The sequence below is a fragment of the Marinimicrobium hydrolyticum genome (assembly GCF_030848505.1).
Classification (GTDB): Bacteria; Pseudomonadota; Gammaproteobacteria; order Pseudomonadales; family Cellvibrionaceae; genus JAVDDU01.
Genome location: NZ_JAVDDU010000004.1, coordinates 343,757 through 359,519, shown reverse-complemented (window position 1 = coordinate 359,519; position 15,763 = coordinate 343,757). Strand labels below are relative to the sequence as shown.

Genomic DNA, 15,763 nt, shown 5'->3' with positions numbered 1-15,763 from the left:
CACCAACAGACGAACCGCTTAATGACCCAAGCCACAGCCCAGGGACTGCGCATTGTATTCGCGGGAACCCCCGATTTTGCCGCCCGCCAGCTACAGGCTCTGCTGGCCAGCGAACACCAGGTAATCGCCGCCTATACCCAGCCCGACCGGCCCGCCGGACGGGGCAAAAAACTCACCGCCAGCCCGGTTAAGCAACTCGCCCAGGCGCAGCAGATTCTGGTTTATCAGCCCGCCACCTTAAAAACCCAGGAAGCCCAAGCGCAACTGGCCGCTCTGGAGGCGGACGTTATGGTGGTAGTTGCCTATGGCTTGATACTGCCCCAGGCGGTGTTGGATATACCCCGGCTGGGCTGCATCAATATTCACGCCTCTCTGCTGCCCCGCTGGCGCGGTGCGGCGCCTATACAAAGAGCCATTCAGGCCGGAGACACGGTCAGCGGCGTTACTATTATGCAGATGGACGCCGGTCTGGATACCGGCGATATGCTGGTCAAAGCCCAGTGCCCCATAGAGCCCGAGGATAGCGCTGGCGACCTACACGACCGACTGGCCGAGCTGGGCGGGCCCGCCACATTGGAAACGCTGCGCCAACTTCAAGCAGGCACCGCCACGCCAGAGGTTCAGGACGACAGCGAAAGCTGCTACGCGCCCAAAATCAGTAAAGCGGAAGCGGCGCTCGATTGGCGCCGACCCGCGCCGGAACTGGCCCGCCAGGTGCGCGCCTTTAACCCCTTCCCGATCGCCTTTATGCGCACAGGCGAACAGGAGCAACCGATTCGTGTTTGGGCGGCGCACGCTCTGGACAGCCAATCCACCGCGGAATCTGGCACCGTGATCGCCGCCGCGCCCACCGGGCTGGACATCGCCTGCGGCGAGGGCGTACTAAGACTGGAAACTCTGCAATTGCCCGGCAAGAAAGCCATGTCCGTGGCGGATCTGCTGCGCGGCCATCCAGGCAGCTTTTCACCCGGCCAAACCCTGGCCTTACCCCAATGAAGGTGCGCACCGCCGCCGCCCAGGTCGTGGGCCGAGTACTTCGCCACCAAGGGTCACTGTCCAGTTTGCTGCCGGACGTGCAATCGAAAGTCCCCGAGCGGGATCGCCCCCTGCTGCAAGAGCTGTGTTACGGATGCCTGCGCTGGCAGCCCCAGCTCGACCTTTATCTTCAACGTCTATTGGACAAACCCCTACGCGCCAAAGACAGCGACATTCAGGCTCTGTTATTGCTGGGCCTGTATCAGCTGATTTACACCCGTATTCCCGACCACGCCGCCATCAGCGACACGGTGGAAAGCGCCCGAGCTCTGAAGAAACCCTGGGCGACCCGCCTCGCAAACGGCGTCTTGCGCCGCTTTCAGCGTGAACGCGAGACGCTGGACGAGCAGCTACAAAACGACCCGGTATTCAGCAGCGCCCACCCCCGTTGGTTGCTGGACGCGCTGGGCGCCGCCTGGCCGGAACACACACCGGGCATTATTCAAGCCAACAATACCCACCCACCTTTGACTCTGCGCTTAAACCCGCGCTTGCAAAGCCGGGATGACTACCTGGCCACACTGGCAGAGTTGGACATTGATGCCCGGGCCACCCCCCACAGCCCAGTGGGCATTCAGTTGGCCCGACCTTGCGACCCCACGACACTGCCGCTGTTTAAGGAAGGTGGCATCAGTGTTCAGGACGAAGCCGCCCAGCTAGCAGCCCCCTTGCTGGAGCTAGCGGCCGGGCAGCGAGTTCTGGATGCCTGCTGCGCACCGGGTGGCAAAACCGGACACATTCTCGAAGCTGAACCGGATTTAGCAGAAGTGGTGGCGCTGGATGCGGATCCACGCCGGTTGACGCGGGTGGAAGAAAATCTGGCGCGTTTGCAGGTACAGGCGCAAATCGTGAGCGGCGATGCCGCTGAGCCGGGCACTTGGTGGGACGGCGAATTGTTCGACCGCATTCTGCTGGACGCACCCTGCTCTGCCACGGGCATTATCCGCCGACATCCGGATATCAAATACTTGCGCAGCCCCGGCGAGATTGCCAAACTCGCGCAACTTCAGGCGCGTCTATTGGACAGCCTTTGGGCTCTGTTAAAACCCGGTGGCGTAATGGTTTACGCCACCTGTTCAGTGATGCCGGCGGAAAACCGCGAGCAGATAGAGGCGTTTCTAACCAGACAAAAAGACGCTTCTTGCGATACGCTGACGGCTTCCTGGGGCATGGCCCAGAGTGTTGGCCGACAGTTGCTACCAGATGCAGACGGGCACGACGGCTTCTATTACGCGCGAGTGCGTAAGTCTTAAATTGCCGCTAATTGCGGCAAGTTTTCGCCAAATACGCTAGTCTATTAACCCGACAATTTTAATTGCCCGGTTAAGAACTACTTGTTTCGCAACCACGGCCGATGGGCAAGGAACATGAAAATACTGATTCTGGGCGCCGGCCAAGTGGGTGGCAGCCTGGCAGAAAACCTGGCCAGCGAGGCCAACGACATTACCGTCATTGATACCGATGAAGTGCGCCTTCGGGAGCTGCGCGACCGGCTCGATATTGGCGTGGTGGTGGGCGAAGGTTCGCACCCGGATATCCTGGTCCAAGCCGGCATTGAAGATGCCGACATGTTGGTGGCCGTTACCAATAATGACGAGATCAATATGGTCGCCTGTCAGGTGGCCCACAGCCTGTTCCGCACACCGACAAAAATCGCTCGGGTCCGAGCGACGGCGTATCTCACCTACAACCAACTGTTTCAGGACGGGGCCATTCCCATCGACGTGCTCATTAGCCCCGAGCAGTTGGTATCCGACTATATATCCCGGCTGATTTTTCAGCCGGGGGCGCTGCAGGTGCTGGACTTTGCCAACGGCAAGGCGCAACTGGTAGCGGTAAAGGCCTATCACGGTGGGCCACTGGTGGGGCAGGAGCTGCGCTTTTTGCGTCAGCACATGCCCGCCGTAGACACGCGCGTAGCCGCAATTTACCGACGTAACCGCGCCATCATGCCGCGCGGCTCAACGGTTATTGAAGCGGACGACGAGGTGTTTTTTATCGCCGCCCGGGCGGACATTCGCGCGGTTATGAGTGAGTTGCGGCGCCTGGAAACAGCTTACAAACGCATCGTGATCGCCGGCGGTGGCAACATCGGTTTGCGTCTGGCCAAAAAGCTGGAGGGGCGCTACAACGTGCGCGTGATTGAACACAACGAAAAACGTTGCGCCCACCTGTCCGGCGAGTTGGAGCGAACCATTGTTCTGCAAGGCAATGCCTCGGACAAAGACTTGCTGCTGGAAGAAAATATTGAAGACACGGACGTGTTTTTGGCGCTGACCAACGACGACGAAGCCAACATCATGTCCTCCATGCTCGCCAAACGTTTGGGCGCGCGCAAGGTGATGACGCTGATCAACAACCCCGCCTATGTGGATTTGGTTCAGGGTGGGGATATCGACATTGCCATATCCCCGCAAACCACCACCATCGGCAGTTTGCTTACTTACGTGCGCCGCGGCGACATGGTGAATGTGCACTCCTTGCGCCGGGGCGCGGCGGAGGCCATTGAGTTGATTGCTCACGGCGACTCCAGTTCATCGAAGGTGGTCGGCAAAGCGTTGGAAGATATTGACCTTCCCGAGGGCGCAAACATCGGGGCCATCGTTCGGGAAAGCGAATACGGCAGTGAAGTGATTATCGCCCACGACCATGTGGTAGTAGAAAGTGGGGATCATGTGATCGTCTTTCTATTGCACAAAAAGCACATCCGCGATCTGGAAAAACTGTTCCAGGTAGGGTTTACCTTTTTCTAAGAGCCGGAAACTATGCAGTTTGCCACCATAGCCCGAGTGCTTGGCGTCCTGCTGATGCTGTTCAGTTTGACGTTGCTGGTACCCATCAGCGTCTCCATCTGGTTTTCAGACCAGAATTACATGACGTTTCTGTTCAGCTTCGTCATCAGCTTCGTCGCCGGTTTGGCGATTTGGCTTCCGGTGCGCGGACGCAAAGACGAGCTGCGTACCCGCGATGGCTTTTTAATTACGGCATTGTTCTGGTTTGTACTCGGGATGTTCGGCGCCCTGCCACTTTACTTTTCCATGGGCCTGGATCTTTCAGTTACCGACGCTATTTTTGAGTCCATGTCCGGGCTCACCACCACTGGGGCCACGGTGCTGAGCGGCCTGGATGCCCTGCCCCCTTCCATACTCTACTATCGCCACCAATTGCAGTGGTTTGGCGGCATCGGGATTATCGTTATCGCTGTGGCCATTCTCCCTATGTTGGGCGTCGGTGGTATGCAGCTGTATCGAGCCGAGGCGCCCGGGCCGGTAAAGGACAACAAACTCACACCACGCATCACGGAAACCGCCAAAGCCCTGTTCTTAATTTATTTGGTGTTCACTGTCGTTTGTATTTTGACGTACAAGATTTTGGGCATGAGCTGGTTCGATGCGTTGGGGCACGGGTTTTCCACTGTCGCCAACGGCGGTTTTAGCAGCCATGACGACAGCATGCATTATTTTCAAAGCAACTCCATTCTAGTGGCTTGCTCTATCTTTATGCTGGTGGCCGGCGCTAACTTTGCTTTGCACTTTCTTGCCTGGCAGGAAAGGAACCCCATGCACTACCTGCGCGACGCCGAGTTCCGGTTTTATTCCGGTTGGATTCTCGCGGGTACTGTGGTGACTGTGGGCTATTTGTACGCAAGTCGCACCTACGGCATGAGTGACAGTCTGGTATTGGGATTCTTCAATCTCGCTTCCACGTTAACCACCGCGGGATTTGCGTCGGACTTTAACCAGTGGCCTTCTTTCCTCCCGTACATGCTCTTTCTGCTCGCCTTTTTGGGCGGTTGTGCCAGTTCCACAGGCGGCGGCATGAAAATGATCCGGGTGCTGCTGTTGTACAAACAGGGCGTACGGGAAATTCACCGCTTGATTCATCCCAACGCCGTGATTCCCATTAAGGTGGGCAAGCGCACGGTACAAAATCGGGTTGTGGAAGCGGTGTGGGGATTCTTTGCCATGTATGTGGTGATGTACATCGCCATGTTTTTGCTGTTGCTGATGACGGGCTTGGACTTGCCCACGTCTTTCTCGGCGGTGGGCGCTAGCATCACCAACCTGGGCCCGGGTATGGGCGATGTGGCGGCCAACTACGGTGGCATCAGCAACCCGGCCAAATGGATTTTGTGTTTCGGTATGCTGCTGGGCCGGCTGGAAGTGTTTACGTTGTTAGTGCTGTTTACGCCCATGTTTTGGCGGCGTTAAACAAAAGATTCATTTAATAAAAAAGGGGGCTAAGCCCCCTTTTTTTCAAGCTTTACTCTGCGGTGATAAACTCCGTTTCCAGAAAGCTGGTGCCTCGCAATTGAATTTGCAGACGCGAAGCGCTCTCTCCTAACAACAACTCTTGGTACAGTGCCACCAAGTCGTCTTTGGTGGCGCTGTTGAGACCGTCCAAGAGACGATCGCGGGTGTCGAACTCGCGATTGTTGAGATAGAAATCCCCCAACTGACGCGTCGCCTCCGCGTAGAAGTCATTCGGGCGCTGTGTGAATTGCGCCACCACGGAATGCCGTAATTGTTCAATGGCCGCAGGTTCGACCGCGCTCAACTCTTCCAAGTAGGCTACGCGAAATTCATCCATGCTGTTTTTGATGTCGGCCAATGGTCGATCCGCACTTTGCACGAATAACAAAAACTGCGGGTGGTGATCGATGCTGGCTGGGCTGCTGCTGACCACGTAACCCAACTGCTGGTTAGTGCGCAGCTCGGTGAAAAAGGCGTTGCGAAACAAGCCGTTCAATAAATGTAGCTGGGCCAGTGTTTCGATGGACTGGCGAGGCAAAATATACGCGTCCAATAAAGCCACGTCGGTGTGCTCCACGTCCTCTTTAAATCCGACCCACTGCTCGGGTTTCGGCGTGCGGTGATGCTGTACATTCACTGGAGCGGGGTTACGGTTTTCACCCAACTTGGCTTCGAAATCAAGCACCATGGTGCTCAATACTTCCGGGGCGTAGTTCCCGAAGGCGTACACCCGCAGGAGCGCGCGTTGCTTCACCTCGCGATGGTATTCCCGTAGCTGCTCAGGAGTAACCCGAGCGGCCGCGGCGAGTATGTCGTCCTCACGCCAAGGGAACTCCGTATTGAGGCGTTCCATGTGGCGGAACAGCTGCAGGTAAGGGGCATCTCGTCGTTGTCCGTCCACCCAGCGGCGATAGCGGTCCCTGGCTTTATCGAAATCGTCCTCGGTAAATTCCAAGTTAACGAAGCTCTCGGATAAGCGAGCGAGCAACAGTTGGTGATTGGCACTCGGCCCACTGAGCGTCAGGTCCTGCATGTTTTCGCCTGAGCGGGAAATACCAATGTTAATGCCAGCGCGGCCCGCACGATCGATTAAGGAGGTATTAGTTTCTTCCAGCAGGCCGTTGAGCAAACCACCCAACACGAAGTCCTCCACGCTTCTATGGCCGAGGTCGTGGTTAAGGACTAGGCGCATGAAACCTTTGTCCCCGGGATGGTGTTCGGCGTGCATCAGCCACGCTTCCGCACCCGGCTCATCCACTACCAGAGTCATATCCATTAAAGTTGGCACAACGTTAGCCATCTCGTGGTCAGCGGCAAACTCGTTGTCTTCGGGGAGTAGGAACGCCTGTTCGGGTACCTGCTCTTGCCAGCGCTGTAGGTCTGCCTCTGTGATCGGAGCCACCGCGTAGGTGCCGGCGTGGTGAGGGATTTTTTGCTCGGCGTCTTCCTCTTGGCTCACGTGCCAAAGGCGCAGGTTTTCCGGCACCAAAACGGACATAACGCGCTGAATTTCTTCTGCGTCAAAGCGTTCGTACTTATAGCCCGCTGACATCACATATTGCGGCGGCACACGAAACAGGGTGTAGCTTAAATTCGCTGCCAGGCGCATGGGTTGCTGGACTTCCCGCACGTGAAAATTACGCTCTTGAAGTACTTTCAGTTCCTGATAGTGGCGCTCGGCGATGCCTTCGTTGCGAATCAGATCCAAATAGCTGAATACCGCGGCGATGACCCGATCCCGCTCGCGCAAACCGCGAGCGGTCAAATTAATGTTGATGCGAAAGACGCCATCACTACCGTAGAAGTCCGGCTCAGCGTGGGCCGTCAGCTGTTCGATCAGGTTCCATTCACGCAGTTGCTGCGCCAGGGTACCGGGTTCTTCTGAACTGATCAGACTGCCCACGTACTCGTTGGGTTTTAAGCGCCAGAGGTGACGATTGTCCGGCATGGGAAACTCCAGCACCAGTTGCTTGAGGTCCTTTTGCGGTCGGTAATAGATGTGCTGGCCGATCTGCTGTTCCGTCAGCCCCGGGGTGCTGATGATCTGGGGCTCGATGTCGCGGTTTTTAACGTCCGCAAAATGCTGGCGAATCAACGCTTCCAGCTCATCCAGACTCTGCCTGCCCACAATGGCTAACTTCATATTATCGGCAGAGTAATGCTGCTCGTAAAAATCCAGCATGGCTTGGTGCAAACTTTGCTCTGGCAAATCTTGCAGCGTGTTGCGGTTGCCCACGGCTAACTGAGTGGCCGGGTGATCCGGGTTGGCGGTGTGCCCGCGCAAAAAGTGCAGAATGCGCCCGTCGTGATCGCGGCTCGCGGACCACTCGCTGTGTACAGCGTTTAATTCCTTGGCGCTGTAGTCAATATCGAACAGGGGTGTCTTAAAGTAATCGCTGAAACGATCCAGCGCCGGATCCAGCTTGTCGTTGGGCGCCTGGAAAAAGTAGTTGGTGTGATCCCGAGCCGTATAGGCGTTGGTATGGCCGGCGTTTTCCGCCAAAAAGCTCTGCAGGTCATTGGCTTCGGGGTACTTTTCCGTACCCAGGAAAAGCATGTGTTCCAAATAGTGAGCTAGCCCCTGAAACTCTGGGGGGTTGTGGTAGCTGCCTACCCCAACGCTCAAAGACACGGCGGAAACCTCCGTATTGGCATCGGATACCAACATCGCTTCCATGCCGTTATCGAGCACTATGTGCCGGTATTCCCGAGGATCATTATCACTGGTTTCAATGGCCGGGGAAGCTGGATCGGAAGTGAGTGTCGCACAACCAGCCAGAACCAAGGCGCAGCCCAGGGCGAAAAACCAGGCAAAAGCCGGCACTAAAGGGGAGGAACGCATGATGAGAGTCCTTTTCAATCGGTAGGGGCTAAATACATCGGCGAGAGTCCGACGCCGCGAATCATTATTAGGCAAATGAAGCTCCGACTGTAAGTTTGGCGGGATAAGATGTCAAACCGTCGGACCCAGATGGCGGGGCTAGAGTTCCGCCATCAAGGTGCAATTGCGGCCCAGGTCCTTGGCGCGATAAAGGGCTCTGTCCGCCCTCCCAAGAGCGGCCAGAAATTCCTCGCCGCGTCCAATCTCGCTGACGCCAAAGCTGGCGGTCACGAGCAAGGGCGCCTCGGGGGAAAATTGCGTGTTGAAAATCATCTTGCGTATTTTTTCCGCCAAATCAAAGGCCTTGTCGACGGTGGTGTTAGGGCAGAGCAATAGGAATTCTTCTCCGCCCCAGCGGCATAAAAGGTCTTGATCGCGGGTGTGCTCGGTGATCAGCTTAGCGAAGCGGGTAATGATTTCATCGCCTGCGTTGTGTCCACGAGTGTCGTTGATCCGTTTGAAGTGGTCTATGTCCAAGAGGATGAGCGACGCTTCAGACCGCGTTTCGTCCGCCAGCAGCTCGCTCACGGCTTTTTCAAACCCATAGCGGTTATAGGCACCCGTTAACGCATCGTGGGCGGACATTTGTTTGTAACGGTTGGCCTCCTGCTTTAGCTCCCTGTGCTGGGAGGCGAGTGCGTGGAGACGTCGCCGATCCCTCCGAGTCGCCTGGCTCAATTGCACCAAGCGCAAGGTGACCACGCCAAAAATGCCCATCAACCAAACGATAATAATACCTAAGTACCAATGCTCGGTAGACACCCAGTCGCCCGCCACTTCGATCTTTTCAATAACCAAGTCGTAGGTCCCAGGGGGAAGATAATCCCCGTAATCAAGACCAATGGCGACGATGTTTGAAAAGGTAGGGCGCGCCAAATCCCGAGGTATGTTTCGCTCTGCGAGCCACCAATCAGCTACGGTGAGTTCATTTAAGTGAATCACCAGTTCCTGCCCCAGATCTTGAGCTCGGATATTGAAGTTTAGATATTGAGGGCTGTTGGCATCCTCTAGCGTTGAATAGCGCTCGTCGAAGTTACGCATATACAACCGCAGATTCCGGGGTTCGGTCAGCTGGCGGACTTTAAGGCGAATTTCGTCGTATGCACTGAGATCAACCCCATCCCGGTTGTTCTCGGAAGTGAGAACGTTAAAGCCACAATAGACGTACGTGCCTTGCTCCTCAATCCGGCAGCGCCAATGCAAAGGTTGGTCATCAATCCACTCGGAATGGCTGGGCCCACCTTCCAGCTCGTCTCCGTAGATAGACAACCACGCATACTCATCCGGAACCAGTTGCCAGGTTCTTTTAGGCAAATACTCTGGCACCAGCAAGGCGACCATAGTCAATAATACAGCCCCCATTAGGGCTAGGTTGGCGGAGTTCGCTTTCATCAAATGCTCATTGGGCGGCGTGAAATCAGATCCCTTCCCCCAAAGTGTAGCAGCGACACCCGCATGGCGCATGATTCATTTATATTATTTTGGCCCCACAATCCCAAAGATTCACGCCGAGGCTCGCCAGCTAGACCCCTCCAATGTTAGCCCAGGCTGTGGTGCCGGGCTCGATTTTCACTTGCCCATCGTAGCGACCGGGAATGGGCGCAAAACGTAGCGCCTGTTTAACACCCACTTCGGAGGAGAAGTAGCCCCAGACCGCCAGTTGCTTGATCATTTGATAGTAGGTGGCGTCACTATCCTGCTCCAGCGTCAACAGGAACTCTTTGCGCTGGGAAGCGCTTACGCTCAGGAAGGACGCGCTGTAACGCTCGGTCACTCGTTGCTGGAAGGTCGCCAAACCGTTCAAGAAAATCTGCTGGTCCAGCAAATCGTAGTAAGCGCTCACCATTTCCTGCATAAACTCGCCCACCTTGGCGGCTTTGGCACCGGGTGAGTCCGGCGTTTCGGGCAAAATGGTCTCCGCGACCTCATCCAGCAGCTTGACCTCGCTGTCGGTCAGAACGGGTCGGATGGTGTGGGCAGGTACATCTCCGAAGAGGACGCGGGCGCCAAATACCTGAGCGGTACTGGCAAGCCCCAGGGCGCCCATCATGGCCTGCAGGGCCTGTCTGCGATTCATCATGGGGCCTCCTATAGATTGCGTTTGTTGAGTTCACGAACCGCGTAATCCACGGCTCGGGCGGTGAGCGCCATGTAGGTGAGCGAGGGGTTCTGACACGCGGATGACGTCATAGCGGAACCGTCGGTCACAAACACATTCTTAACGGCGTGCATTTGGTTATAGCCATTAAGCACCGAGGTTTTTGGGTCGCGACCCATTCGTGCCGTGCCCATCTCGTGAATGGCCAGGCCCGGAGCTTGTTGGGTGTTGCGGGGCTGGATGTTGGTGTAACCCGCCCGCTCCAGCATTTCCGCACCGCTTTGATGAATGTCCTTCACCATGCGGTCTTCGTTGTCTTTGTACTCGCAATCGATCTCCAGCAGGGGCATGCCCCAGGCGTCGGTGCGGGTTTTGCTGAGGCTTACCTTGTTATCGTAGTACGGCAGGTGCTCGCCCATACCGCCCATGTAGATACTCCAGGGGCCTACGTGAGTCATTTTGTCCTTGAATTCCGCCCCCAGGGGCGTATCGCCGGGCTGAACATTACCCACTTGCCGCTGTGCACCCACGGAATAAGAGAAGCCCCCGACATAGTCCTGCTTGTCGTCGAAGATATTTCGGAATCTGGGCAGATAAGTACCCGTTGGCCGGCGTCCGAAATAGTAATCCTCCTCCATACCGGGCACATCGGCGGTCAGGCTTGCCCGGTAGTTGTGATCCATCAGGTAGTGGCCCAGAGCCCCGCTGTCGTTGCCCAGGCCGTTGGGGAATCGGTCGCTGGTGGAGTTTTTTAGAATCAAGGTGGTGTTTAGTGTACTGGCATTCACAAAAATGATGCGCGCGAAATACTCGGTCATCTCCAGCGTCTCGGCGTCCACCACGCGTACGCCTGTAGCGCGCTCTGTCTTGGGATCATAAATAATCGAGTGCACCACGGAATGAGGGCGCATGGTGAGGTTGCCGGTGGCAGCGGCGGCGGGCAGCGTCGCGGAGTTACTGCTGAAGTAACCGCCGTAAGGACAGCCCCGAGCACAGCGGGCACGATATAAACAGGGGCCCCGCCCCAGATGAGCCTGAGACAGATTGGCGGTGCGGGAGATCACTAGGTGGCGGCCGGGAAAATTCGACTCGATGGCACTCTTAAAATGCCTCTCCACTGCGTTCATCTCCATGGGCGGTAGAAACTCCCCATCGGGAATGGCCGCCAGGCCATCGCGATTACCGCTGATACCGGCAAACTTCTCCACGTAGCTGTACCAGGGCGCTAAATCCTCATAACGGATAGGCCAATCGATGCCCACGCCATTTTTGACGTTACTTTCAAAGTCGAATTCGTTCCAGCGCTGCACCCAGCGCGCCCACATCAACGACTTGCCGCCCACCTGATAGCCGCGAATCCAATCGAAGGGCTTGTCCTGCTGGTAGGGGTGTTCATTGTCTTTGACGAAGAAATGCTCGGTCGCCTGACTGATGGCGTAACAGCGAGACAAAATCGGGTTTTCGCGCCGGAACTCGGCGGACATCTCGCCCCGCAGGGGCATCTCCCAATTCTCTTTATGGGCGGTGGGGTAATCCTGGACGTGCTTAACGTCCCGGCCGCGCTCGAGAACTAAGGTACTCAGGCCTTTTTCGCACAGCTCTTTGGCGGCCCAGCCGCCAGAGATTCCAGAACCTATGACGATGGCATCGTAGCGATGGCTGTCGGCGCCAGCGCCGACGATAGCCGCTGACTGAGGGGTTTTGCTCATAGAAAATCCATCCAGAAGAATACCGCCTGAGTAACTCTCACTTTGGGCGTTTATGTTATAGGTGGGCACATTATGTCCCAGCTTGGGCCCCAATGAAACCGGTTTCATTGGGTGTGCGAAAAAAGGCCCCGTTAACAGCGGGGCCCTTCGCTAGGGATGAGACACTGGCCAGCTTGGGGAGTTCTCCGCCCTTAGTCTACGTGCTCTTCCTCGTAGATAACCGTACGGTTTCGGCCCGTTGCTTTGCCCTGATAGAGCGCGGCATCGGCCCGACGCATCATTTCTTTAACGTTGAAGCTCTGGCCTTGGCTCAACACCGGGGTAATGCCACTACTGAGGGTGTGCTCTATCAACTGACCCTCATAAGGCGTGGGCGTACTCGCGAACTCGCGCCGTATCCGTTCACTGACGGCCAGCGCCTCCTCTTGATTGTCCGCCTCCAATAGAAGAGCAAACTCCTCGCCACCGTAACGAATGCAAACATCTTTGTCGCGACTGTGTGAGCGCAGCAGCTTAGCCACTTTTTTTAGCACCACGTCCCCAGCGTCGTGTCCGTATTGGTCGTTTACGGCTTTAAAATGATCCAAGTCAATCATGATCAAAAAGACCGGTTTTTTACCGCGCTGGTAGCGCTCTTTAAAGTTCTCAAACTCCACCTGCAATAGGCGCCGATTGCCCAGGCCGGTCAAAGGATCCTGGTTGGCCATCGCGAGCGCCTGACGGCGATCATTTTCCAATCCCATCAGGCCTTCACTCATGGCCACCATCAGTAAACCCACCTCCAATAAACTGCCCAATTGCAGAATCATCAAAGGTTGCATGCCCCAATTGAACCAAGTGAAAGAAGCGCTGCCGAGCGCGAGCCAGAGCGTACAGGAGTAAATCAGCCAAGCGTAGGTATACCAGCGGGCATGATGCGCGCCTCGCCGCCATACGGCCCAGCTCGCGGCGGGAATCACCAGGGCCAGTACCGCCAACATGGTGTAAGACAAATGCAGAATCGGCACATACCAGCCGGCGAAGCGCATCACTATGCCCAGTAGACAAACGGCTTGCAGGGCCGAAAACAGCGTGTGGACCCGAGGAAAATAAAAATCCAGCTTCAAAAACGACTTTGAAAACTGCAGCCCACAAACAGCGAACAACAAGAAGACAATGTGGAAGCCTTCGTTCTGAAAGAAGACACTGTTGGGCCACACATATTGAAAACCGTAGCCATTGAGCAGCAACCATTTGGTGGTGGTCGCCAGCAGGAGGGCGGCATACATCAACGCCGTCGTGTTGCGGAGCAGTAAGGCGATAACCATGGCGATGGTCATCAGGCTAAGCATCACCCCGTAATAGCCACCATAGAAAAGATGCTCCGCCTGCGCCTGCTGAATAAAAACCGACGCTTCCCGTAGGTGGAAATTAAGGCTCACCGAATCCGCATTATCAAAGTACAGCTTTACATACAGTTCGGTGTGGCTGTTAGCGTCGGTGGTGTGTTGAAAAGCCAGCTTTCGGTAGTTCAGTGGCCGATCGTGAAAGGGCACTCGATCAGAAAGCGCGAGGCTCTGGAAACGCTCACTGTGCGCATCCCGAAAGTACACCTGCATGTGATCGATGTAGCTGGTTTCATGATTGAGTACCCAGGTCACGGGGGCATCGCCGGTGTTGCTGAGCGTAACCCGAAGCCAATAGGCTTGTTCGGTAATGCCCTGGTTAATGTCCCGGTCGGTAAGCGGCTTAAAGTCTCGGGTTTGAACGGCAGAAAAGGATGTTTCGACGGTGTCTTTGCGAAACTCTGCCGGGGCTCTCAAGAGGGTTTCAGACAAGGTGCTTATGTCGAGGGTGGGACGTGTATCGGTGGCCTGGGCGGGGTAGAAAAACAAACTACAGAGCAAAAGAAACCAGTAAAGGCACCTTTGGTGTATATGTGCCCCAGGCAGCTTTCCAAAGCTCGATAATGCCATTCCCATTAACCTTACAAAAGCCAGGCTTTTTAAGTTTGAAAGACAATATAGCAGCTTTTCGGCGATAAAGAGAAATGTGCCAGACTTTTTAGATTGTCAATACACACACGGGCCCCATCTCGCAAAAGATGGGGCCCGATACGCTGACGCTTGCTAAGCTTATTTCAGGTAACGGTTAACACCATTGATCAAGGCTTTGATAGCAGCTGCCACTATGTTGCGGTCCTGACCGATGCCAAACAGGGGTTTGCTGTCGCCCACTTTGATTTCCACGTAGCACACGGCGGCCACATCCGAGCCTTGGCCCATGGCGTGTTCGTGGTAGTCCACCACGGTTATCTGCTGGCCACTGTGTTCGCTCAACGCTTTGGCGGCGGCGTCAATGGGGCCATTGCCCTGCCCTTGCAGCTCTACCTCTTGACCCTGGAATTGCGCACGAATCAAGGTGTGCACCGCGGCCTCGTCGGCTTCGGCCTGATCACTCACTTTGCTGCTGCTGTAGCGGTACGGCGTTTCCAGTTGCAAATACTCGTTTTCAAAAAGCCGATAGATATCCGCGCTGGGAACTTCCTTACCACTGGTTTCGCTGACCTTCTGCACCACGCCACTGAATTCAATTTGCAGACGCCGAGGCAATTCGAAACCCGCCTGCTGCTGCAACAGAAAACTGACACCGCCCTTGCCGGACTGGCTGTTAACCCGTACCACCGCATCGTAACTGCGCTTCAAATCCGCCGGGTCGATGGGCAGATAAGGGACTTCCCAAATACCGTCCGGATCTTGCACCGCGAAACCTTTTTTGATGGCGTCCTGATGAGAACCCGAGAACGCCGTAAACACCAACTCGCCGGCATAAGGATGGCGCGGGTGCACTGGCAACTGATTACACTCTTCCACCAACTGGCGCACCTGATCGATGTCGGTAAAGTCGAGGCCGGGATTCACACCCTGGGAATAAAGATTCAAAGCCAGAGTAATCAGGTCCACATTGCCGGTGCGCTCGCCGTTGCCAAACAAACAGCCTTCCACCCGATCGGCGCCAGCCATTACGGCCAACTCGGCAGCCGCTACGGCGGTACCGCGATCGTTGTGCGGATGTACGCTCAGAATGATGCAATCGCGATTGTTTAAATTGCGGTGCATCCATTCAATTTGATCGGCGTAGGTGTTGGGCGTGGACATTTCCACGGTGGCCGGCAAATTGAAAATAATTTTGTTCTCCGGCGTGGGCTGCCAAACTTCGGCCACCGCATCACACACCTCTTTCGCGAATTCCACTTCGGTACTGGAGAACACTTCCGGGGAATATTGATAGACCCATTCGGTTTCCGGCTGGGTAGCGGTCAACTCGCGCACCCATTGCGTACCCTGAATGGCGATGTTTTTCACCCCTTCCTTATCGGTTTTGTACACGATTTTCCGGAACGCCGGGGCGATGGGGTTGTACATGTGCAAGATGGCCCGGCGGGCACCTTTGAGGGACTCAACGGTTCTTTCAATCAAATCCCGGCGCGCCTGAGTGAGCACTTCGATGGTGACGTCGTCGGGAATCAGGTCTTCCTCGATCAACCGCCGAACGAAAGTAAAGTCGGTTTCCGAGGCGGACGGAAAGCCCACTTCAATTTCTTTGAAACCCATGCCCACCAGAGCTTGGAAGAAGCGCATCTTTGTGTCCACGGACATGGGGTCGATCAGCGCCTGATTGCCGTCGCGCAGGTCGGTGCTCATCCAGATGGGGGGCTTATCGAGCACACGGTTGGGCCACTGCCGATCAGGCAATTGAACGGGCTCAAAGCGGCGGTACTTAAGGGCGGGATCAGGAATCATGCTGG

General features: G+C 55.9%; 10 protein-coding genes. 4 read left to right on the top strand and 6 right to left on the bottom strand.

What is annotated here, in order from left to right; genetic code table 11:
* The first annotated feature begins 21 nt into the window (after window positions 1-21).
* The 4 genes from fmt to RBH33_RS10145 all read left to right on the top strand — a co-directional run bounded on the left by fmt (window position 22) and on the right by RBH33_RS10145 (window position 5,246).
* The gene (fmt, locus tag RBH33_RS10160; RefSeq protein ID WP_306732068.1) at window positions 22-996 is read left to right on the top strand and encodes a methionyl-tRNA formyltransferase; all 975 of its coding nucleotides are present in this window, start codon (window positions 22-24) and stop codon (window positions 994-996) included.
* Window positions 993-2,288: a 16S rRNA (cytosine(967)-C(5))-methyltransferase RsmB gene (rsmB, locus tag RBH33_RS10155; RefSeq protein ID WP_306732067.1), complete on the top strand. Its 1,296-nt coding sequence runs from the start codon at window positions 993-995 to the stop codon at window positions 2,286-2,288. The genes fmt and rsmB overlap by 4 nt, the downstream gene beginning before the upstream one ends.
* Before the next feature lie 114 nt (window positions 2,289-2,402).
* Window positions 2,403-3,788, top strand: coding sequence for a Trk system potassium transporter TrkA (trkA, locus tag RBH33_RS10150; protein WP_306732066.1), 1,386 nt, complete (start codon window positions 2,403-2,405; stop codon window positions 3,786-3,788).
* Between the two features lie 12 nt (window positions 3,789-3,800).
* Window positions 3,801-5,246 (top strand): TrkH family potassium uptake protein, encoded by a 1,446-nt coding sequence (locus RBH33_RS10145; protein ID WP_306732065.1) that lies wholly within the window; start codon window positions 3,801-3,803, stop codon window positions 5,244-5,246.
* 52 nt (window positions 5,247-5,298) lie between these two features.
* On the opposite strand, the gene RBH33_RS10140 is transcribed toward RBH33_RS10145, so the two are convergent.
* The 6 genes from RBH33_RS10140 to leuA all read right to left on the bottom strand — a co-directional run bounded on the left by RBH33_RS10140 (window position 5,299) and on the right by leuA (window position 15,758).
* Window positions 5,299-8,130: an insulinase family protein gene (locus tag RBH33_RS10140; RefSeq protein WP_306732064.1), complete on the bottom strand. Its 2,832-nt coding sequence runs from the start codon at window positions 8,128-8,130 to the stop codon at window positions 5,299-5,301.
* Window positions 8,131-8,268: 138 nt separating this feature from the next.
* On the bottom strand, window positions 8,269-9,561 hold the full coding sequence (locus RBH33_RS10135) for a GGDEF domain-containing protein (RefSeq protein WP_306732063.1): 1,293 nt from the start codon (window positions 9,559-9,561) through the stop codon (window positions 8,269-8,271).
* Window positions 9,562-9,691: 130 nt separating this feature from the next.
* Complete coding sequence (locus RBH33_RS10130; RefSeq protein WP_306732062.1) at window positions 9,692-10,249, bottom strand: gluconate 2-dehydrogenase subunit 3 family protein; 558 nt, start codon at window positions 10,247-10,249, stop codon at window positions 9,692-9,694.
* Between the two features lie 8 nt (window positions 10,250-10,257).
* Entirely contained in the window at window positions 10,258-11,976 is a 1,719-nt protein-coding gene (locus RBH33_RS10125) for a GMC oxidoreductase (protein WP_306732061.1), read from the bottom strand.
* A 191-nt stretch (window positions 11,977-12,167) separates the two neighbouring features.
* Window positions 12,168-13,793 carry a sensor domain-containing diguanylate cyclase gene (locus RBH33_RS10120; RefSeq protein WP_306732060.1) on the bottom strand — a complete coding sequence of 542 codons (1,626 nt, stop codon included), beginning with the start codon at window positions 13,791-13,793 and terminating at the stop codon, window positions 12,168-12,170.
* A 297-nt stretch (window positions 13,794-14,090) separates the two neighbouring features.
* Window positions 14,091-15,758, bottom strand: a complete 1,668-nt coding sequence (leuA, locus tag RBH33_RS10115) for a 2-isopropylmalate synthase (RefSeq protein WP_306732059.1) — start codon at window positions 15,756-15,758, stop codon at window positions 14,091-14,093.
* Window positions 15,759-15,763 lie beyond the last annotated feature (5 nt).